The following is a 251-nucleotide window of genomic DNA, read 5'->3' as shown; positions in this document are numbered from 1 at the left end:
CAAAATCTTCTGTTTCTTCGTGCGGTGGTTTCTTCTTATCAAGGGAAAGAAGCCAAGTAAAAATTTCGGGCCGCTCAGGGAACTCTGGCTCTTGTGTTTCTTCTTCAACGATGATTTCGGAAACATTCAATATTTCATTAGATTCGTCTTCTTTCTCAGAAGGATCAGGTAGTGATGACTCTCCAGGGGGAGTAATATGTGCATCTGTGAATGGTAATGCTTTATAGAGTGATGTTTGCCCGTCCCGAGCC

Annotated in this window: 1 pseudogene; it reads right to left on the bottom strand. The window is 43.0% G+C overall.

What is annotated here, in order from left to right:
- Window positions 1–251: pseudogene (locus RTW80_RS30150) on the bottom strand (helix-turn-helix domain-containing protein); the annotation flags it as partial.

Origin of the sequence: Escherichia sp. AM3, from assembly GCF_032029835.1 — a bacterium.
GTDB classification, from domain to species: Bacteria; Pseudomonadota; Gammaproteobacteria; order Enterobacterales; family Enterobacteriaceae; genus Escherichia; species Escherichia coli.
This window is presented reverse-complemented; position numbering and strand designations above follow the sequence as displayed.